Origin of the sequence: Streptomyces sp. (assembly GCF_036566765.1) — a bacterium.
GTDB lineage: Bacteria > Actinomycetota > Actinomycetes > Streptomycetales > Streptomycetaceae > Streptomyces.
On record NZ_DATCVQ010000363.1, the window covers coordinates 1 to 5942 of the forward strand.

General features: G+C 71.7%; 5 protein-coding genes. 3 read left to right on the forward strand and 2 right to left on the reverse strand.

The window, feature by feature from the left end:
* Window positions 1-173 precede the first annotated feature (173 nt).
* Together VIU94_RS21055 and VIU94_RS21060 are read right to left on the reverse strand one after the other, a co-directional pair.
* Window positions 174-800: a class F sortase gene (locus VIU94_RS21055; protein ID WP_331913389.1), complete on the reverse strand. Its 627-nt coding sequence runs from the start codon at window positions 798-800 to the stop codon at window positions 174-176.
* A gap of 291 nt (window positions 801-1091) precedes the next feature.
* Window positions 1092-2135, reverse strand: a complete 1044-nt coding sequence (locus VIU94_RS21060; RefSeq protein ID WP_331913390.1) for a hypothetical protein — start codon at window positions 2133-2135, stop codon at window positions 1092-1094.
* Between the two features lie 275 nt (window positions 2136-2410).
* Here VIU94_RS21060 and deoC point away from each other — a divergent pair, with 275 nt between their 5' ends.
* The 3 genes from deoC to VIU94_RS21075 are packed head-to-tail and all read left to right on the forward strand — an operon-like array spanning window position 2411 to window position 5717.
* A complete protein-coding gene (gene deoC / locus VIU94_RS21065; protein ID WP_331913391.1) occupies window positions 2411-3367 on the forward strand; it encodes a deoxyribose-phosphate aldolase in 957 nt (318 codons plus the stop codon).
* Between the two features lie 6 nt (window positions 3368-3373).
* Entirely contained in the window at window positions 3374-4804 is a 1431-nt protein-coding gene (locus VIU94_RS21070; RefSeq protein WP_331913392.1) for an aldehyde dehydrogenase family protein, read from the forward strand.
* Entirely contained in the window at window positions 4797-5717 is a 921-nt protein-coding gene (locus tag VIU94_RS21075) for an aldehyde dehydrogenase family protein (protein ID WP_331913393.1), read from the forward strand. The genes VIU94_RS21070 and VIU94_RS21075 overlap by 8 nt, the downstream gene beginning before the upstream one ends.
* Window positions 5718-5942: the final 225 nt, after the last annotated feature.

Genomic DNA, 5942 nt, shown 5'->3' on the forward strand with positions numbered 1-5942 from the left:
GGGCCGCGCCCTGAGTCGGGGCAGGCGCGCGCCCGGGCGGGGTCGGGAGCGCGCCTGGGCAAAGCTCAGGCACGTGCCGGGGCCGAGGCAGGCGTGCCCTGACGGGCTCAGACATGCGCCCAGGGCCGGGTCGGCGCTCGGCTGAGCCGGCCACGACGCGGGCCGGCCCCGGGTCAGGCGCGGCCGGTGGCGGTGAGGTCGGCGTACACGATGATGTTGTCGGGGCGGTGGCCGTCGACCAGCGCGCCGCCGCAGGTGATCAGGCGCAGCTCGGGGCGGGCGGTGTTCCCGTAGACCTTCTGCGTCGGGAACGTCTTCTTGTCGACCTGCTCCAGCGCACGGACCGTGAAGACCGCGCGGGAGCCGTCGGCCCGCGTGACGGTGATCGGGTCGCCGACCTTCACCTTGGCGACGTCCTTCAGCACGGCCGGGCCCTTCTCGGTGTCGAAGTGGCCGATCAGGACGGCCGGACCGGTCTCGCCGGGCGTGACGCCCTTGGTGTACCAGCCGATCCGGTCCGCGTCGGCGACGGACGGCACCTCGACGGTCCCGTCGGCGGCGATCCCCAGCTTCAGGACCGGCCCGGCCCCGGTGTCGACCCCGGCGGACGGCGCCTGCACCCGTACCGGCTCGGAACGCGACAGCGGGGCGACGGCCTTCGCGGCCGGGGCGGGCGCGGCCGAGGTCGCGGCCACCGTCGCGGCCGGGGTGGCCTTGGGCGCGGGCGCGCCACAGCCGGCGAGCGCGGCCGTGGCGGCGAGGGCGAGCAGAACGGCGGCGGCCGGACGGCGGCGGTTCATGAAGACTCCGGGAAGGGCTGCGGCGGGCTGCCGCGGGATGCGACAGCCCGCCTGGGGGTGGGGTGATGCGTACCTGCGCTCGGGTCAAGGGGAGCAGGCGGGGTGGTGCGGGGCTACGGGCCGGGGTGCAGAGCCCGTACGGGTCAGACGTACGCGGCCGCGGCCCGGCGCGGGTGATGCGGGGTGCGAGCCGGGGTGCGGGCCCGTACATCGTCGGACGCGCGGCCTGTACGGACCGGGGTGCGGGCCCGCACACCGTCGGACACGCGGCCGCAGTCCGGCCCGTACGCGTCAGACGCGCGCGCCCGCGGCCCTGCGGCGCAGGACGACGAAGCCGAGGCCCGCCGCCGCGAGGGAGGCCGCGCCCGCGCCGGCCGCGACGAGCGCCGTGCCGTCGCCGGCCTGCTCGAACTCGGCGCCGGCAGCGACGCCGCCCTTCGGGACGACGGTGGTCTGGGCGGTCCCGGCCGTCTGCGGGGTCTTGCCCGGCTTCTGCCCGGCGCCGCCGAGCCAGGTGGCGCGCAGCTCGCCGTTCCAGTGAAGCGTCACGCGGATCTCGCCGCCGAAGACCTTCTCGTCACGGGTCTTGCCGGTCTTGCCCACGAAGAGCCGGCCGACCTCCTTGTCCCCCTTCAGGATCCTCGCGGTGAGGTCGCCGTCCTTGAGAGTGACGAGGCCCTTGTAACCGTGGCCGAGGTCCTGCTCGGCGAATTCGCCGAGCGGGTTCTCCTGGTCCACGTCGTCGAGCCAGGTGGCGCGCAGGCTGCCGTCCCAGCTGAGCGAGACGCGGATCTCGCCGCCGAACTCAGCCTCGTCGCGCGTCTTGTTCTGGTCGACCTTGAGCGTGCCGACCTCCTTGTCGCCCTTGAGGATCTTCGCGGTGAAGACGCCGCCGTCCTTGAAGTAGACGCGGCCCTTGTAACCGTGGCCGAGGTCCTGGCGGGCGAACAGCTCGCCGAGCTCGCCGCCGTCCTCGGAGCCGTCGTCGACGACGACCGCCGAGATCTGGCCGTTGCCCTTGAGGGTGATCTCGACACCCTGGACGACCCGCGTGTCCTGGGCCTTGGCGCCCGGGACGGTGCCCGCCCGCAGGGCGACCATCAGGTCCTCGTCGCCCTTGAAGATCCGGGCGCCGTAGAGGCCCGGCTCCAGCTCGGTGATCTTCGCGATGAGCCCGTTGACCAGCGGGATCTCGTTGGTCTTGGCCTCGGCGGCGCCGGCAGCCGCCGTGGTCGGCGCTTCCGCGGCGAAGGCGGTTCCCGCGGTGAGGGCCGGGGTGAGGGCCACGCCGGCGACGGCGGCGGTGGCGAGGGCGGTGCGAAGGGCGATGCGCATAACGACTCCTGTGTGATGACAGGTGGACGGAGGAAGAGCCGCATGCCGCTGACGTCTCGTTCGGGTGGGGCCGTTGAGTTCCCGCTGGCTGCTGAGGAAGAACTTATGGATCTTGTGTTCGGGTCGCGTCTGCTCCATGTCACGGGCCTGTGACAGCCGTCACGGCGACACGTGTCCACCAGTGCGTTCGCCCCCGCGAAGCGCGTCTTCGCCACCGCGAAGAAGTGGCCCCCTGTACACGCCGCTACGCGCGTAGATATGCTCGACTGGTGACCATGCCCACCACTGCATCCGCAGCCTCCGCTTTCGCCGACGTGACCTCGTCCGACAGCGCGCTGCGCCGCTTCCTCCACGGGCTCCCCGGTGTGGACCCCGTCGGTCTCGAAGCGCGCGCCGCGTCCCTCGGCACCCGCTCGATCAAGACGACGGCCAAGGCGTACGCCATCGACCTGGCCATCTCGATGATCGACCTGACGACGCTTGAAGGCGCGGACACCCCGGGCAAGGTCCGGGCGCTCGCCGCCAAGGCCGTCAACCCCGATCCGACCGACCGCACGACCCCGGCCACCGCCGCGGTCTGCGTCTACCCCGACATGGTGGCCACCGCCAAGGCCGCCCTCGTGGGCTCCGACGTCAAGGTCGCCTCCGTCGCCACCGCCTTCCCGGCCGGCCGCGCCGCCCTCCCCGTGAAGCTCGCGGACACCCGCGACGCCGTCGCCGCCGGCGCCGACGAGATCGACATGGTGATCGACCGCGGCGCGTTCCTGGCCGGCGACTACATGAAGGTCTACGACGAGATCCGCGCCGTGAAGGAGGCCTCCGGCCCCGCCCGGCTGAAGGTGATCTTCGAGACCGGCGAGCTCTCGACGTACGACAACATCCGCCGCGCCTCCTGGCTCGGCATGATGGCGGGCGCCGACTTCATCAAGACCTCGACCGGCAAGGTCGCGGTCAACGCCACCCCGGCGAACACGCTCCTGATGCTGGAGGCGGTCCGCGACTTCCGCGCGCAGACCGGCGTCCAGATCGGCGTGAAGCCGGCCGGCGGCATCCGCACCACCAAGGACGCCATCAAGTTCCTGGTCCTGGTCAACGAGACCGTCGGGACGGACTGGCTGGATAACCACTGGTTCCGCTTCGGCGCCTCCAGCCTGCTCAACGACCTGCTCATGCAGCGTCAGAAGCTGGCGACCGGCCGCTACTCCGGCCCCGACTACGTGACGGTGGACTGATCGATCATGACTTTTGAGTACGCACCCGCGCCCGAGTCGCGCTCGGTCGTCGACATCGCGCCGAACTACGGCCTGTTCATCGACGGCGAGTTCACCGACGCGGCCGACGGCAAGGTTTTCAAGACCGTCTCCCCCTCCTCCGAGGAGGTGCTCTCCGAGATCGCGCAGGCCGGCGCCGAGGACGTCGACCGCGCGGTGAAGGCGGCCCGCAAGGCGTTCGAGAAGTGGTCCGCGCTGCCGGGCTCCGAGCGCGCCAAGTACCTCTTCCGGATCGCCCGGATCATCCAGGAGCGCAGCCGCGAGCTGGCCGTCCTGGAGACCCTGGACAACGGCAAGCCGATCAAGGAGACCCGCGACGCGGACCTCCCGCTGGTCGCCGCGCACTTCTTCTACTACGCGGGCTGGGCCGACAAGCTCGACCACGCCGGCTTCGGCGCCGACCCGAAGCCGCTGGGCGTGGCCGGCCAGGTCATCCCGTGGAACTTCCCGCTGCTGATGCTGGCCTGGAAGATCGCCCCGGCCCTCGCGACCGGCAACACGGTCGTCCTGAAGCCGGCCGAGACGACCCCGCTGACCGCCCTGTTCTTCGCGGACATCTGCCGCCAGGCCGGGCTGCCCAAGGGCGTCGTCAACATCCTTCCCGGGTACGGGGAGACCGGCGCCGCGCTGGTCGCGCACCCGGACGTGAACAAGGTCGCCTTCACCGGCTCCACCGCCGTCGGCAAGGCCATCGCGCGCCAGATCGCCGGCACGGACAAGAAGGTCACGCTGGAGCTGGGCGGCAAGGGCGCCAACATCGTCTTCGACGACGCGCCGATCGACCAGGCCGTCGAGGGCATCGTCAACGGCATCTTCTTCAACCAGGGCCAGGTCTGCTGCGCGGGCTCCCGTCTGCTGGTCCAGGAGTCGATCCACGACGAGCTGCTCGACTCGCTCAAGCGCCGGCTGAGCAGCCTGCGCCTCGGCGACCCGCTGGACAAGAACACCGACATCGGCGCGATCAACTCGGCCGAGCAGCTCTCCCGGATCACCTCGCTGGTGGCCCAGGGCGAGGCGGAGGGCGCCGAGCGCTGGACGGCGGCCTGCGACATCCCGGAGGCGGGCTACTGGTTCGCGCCGACGCTGTTCACCAACGTCACGCAGGCGCACACCATCGCCCGCGACGAGATCTTCGGCCCGGTGCTCTCGGTGCTGACGTTCCGTACGCCGGACGAGGCGGTCGCCAAGGCGAACAACAGCCAGTACGGCCTGTCCGCCGGCATCTGGACGGAGAAGGGCTCGCGGATCCTCGCCGTGGCCAACAAGCTCCGTGCGGGCGTCGTCTGGGCCAACACGTTCAACAAGTTCGACCCGACCTCGCCGTTCGGCGGTTACAAGGAGTCGGGCTTCGGCCGCGAGGGCGGCCGCCACGGTCTGGAGGCCTACCTCGATGTCTGAGCAGCGCAGTGTCGAAAAAGGCGGCTCCGCCGCCGGGCGCCTCAACGTCTTCAAGACCTACAAGCTGTACGTCGGGGGCAAGTTCCCCCGCTCCGAGAGCGGCCGGGTGTACGAGGTGACGGACTCCAAGGGCAAGTGGCTGGCCAACGTCCCGTTGTCGTCCCGCAAGGACGCCCGTGACGCGGTCGTCGCGGCGCGCAAGGCGTTCGGCGGCTGGTCGGGCGCGACGGCGTACAACCGGGGCCAGATCCTCTACCGCATCGCCGAGATGCTGGAGGGCCGCCGGGACCAGTTCGTCCGCGAGGTCGGCGAGGCCGAGGGCCTGTCGAAGTCGAAGGCCGCAGCGGTCGTCGACGCGGCTGTCGACCGCTGGGTCTGGTACGCGGGCTGGACCGACAAGATCGCCCAGGTCGTGGGCGGGGCGAACCCGGTGGCGGGCCCGTTCTTCAACCTGTCGACCCCGGAGCCGACCGGCGTGGTGACGGTCCTGGCCCCGCAGGACTCGTCCTTCCTGGGCCTGGTCTCGGTGATCGCCCCGGTCATCGCGACGGGCAACACCGCGGTCGTCGTGGCGAGCGAGAAGGCCCCGCTGCCCGCGCTGTCCCTCGGCGAGGTGCTGGCCACCTCCGACCTGCCGGGCGGCGTGGTCAACATCCTGTCCGGCAAGGCCTCCGAGATGGGCCCGCACCTGGCGGCCCACCAGGACGTCAACGCGATCGACCTGACGGGCGCGGACGCGGACCTGGCGCGCGAGCTGGAGATCGCGGCGGCGGACAACCTGAAGCGCGTTCTCCGTCCACAGCCTGTGGATTACGCGGCGGCGCCGGGCACCGAGCGCATGACGGCGTTCCTGGAGACGAAGACGGTCTGGCACCCGACGGGCTCGCTGGGCGCGTCGGGCTCGTCGTACTGAGGCTCAAGAAGAGGCACACATAGACCGGAGAGCCGCCTTCCCCTCCGTCCGGGGGGAGGCGGCTCTCTGCACGCCTGCCGGCGTCAGCCGCGGAACAACCCCGCCGCGTGGCCCACCACCGGCACCCCGCCGATCGACTGCGCCTGCGCCACCGGCCCGGTCAGGGACTGCGAGGACAGCGGCTGGAAGTCGGCGAGCTGGGTGGCCACGCCGTTGTCGAGCGGG

What these genes read in the sequence shown, in the direction of transcription:
- VIU94_RS21055 (WP_331913389.1), bottom strand. Translation starts at nt 800, where the DNA reads ATGAACCGCCGCCGTCCGGCCGCCGCCGTTCTGCTCGCCCTCGCCGCC.
- VIU94_RS21060 (WP_331913390.1), bottom strand. Translation starts at nt 2,135, where the DNA reads ATGCGCATCGCCCTTCGCACCGCCCTCGCCACCGCCGCCGTCGCCGGC.
- deoC (WP_331913391.1), top strand. Translation starts at nt 2,411, where the DNA reads ATGCCCACCACTGCATCCGCAGCCTCCGCTTTCGCCGACGTGACCTCG.
- VIU94_RS21070 (WP_331913392.1), top strand. Translation starts at nt 3,374, where the DNA reads ATGACTTTTGAGTACGCACCCGCGCCCGAGTCGCGCTCGGTCGTCGAC.
- VIU94_RS21075 (WP_331913393.1), top strand. Translation starts at nt 4,797, where the DNA reads ATGTCTGAGCAGCGCAGTGTCGAAAAAGGCGGCTCCGCCGCCGGGCGC.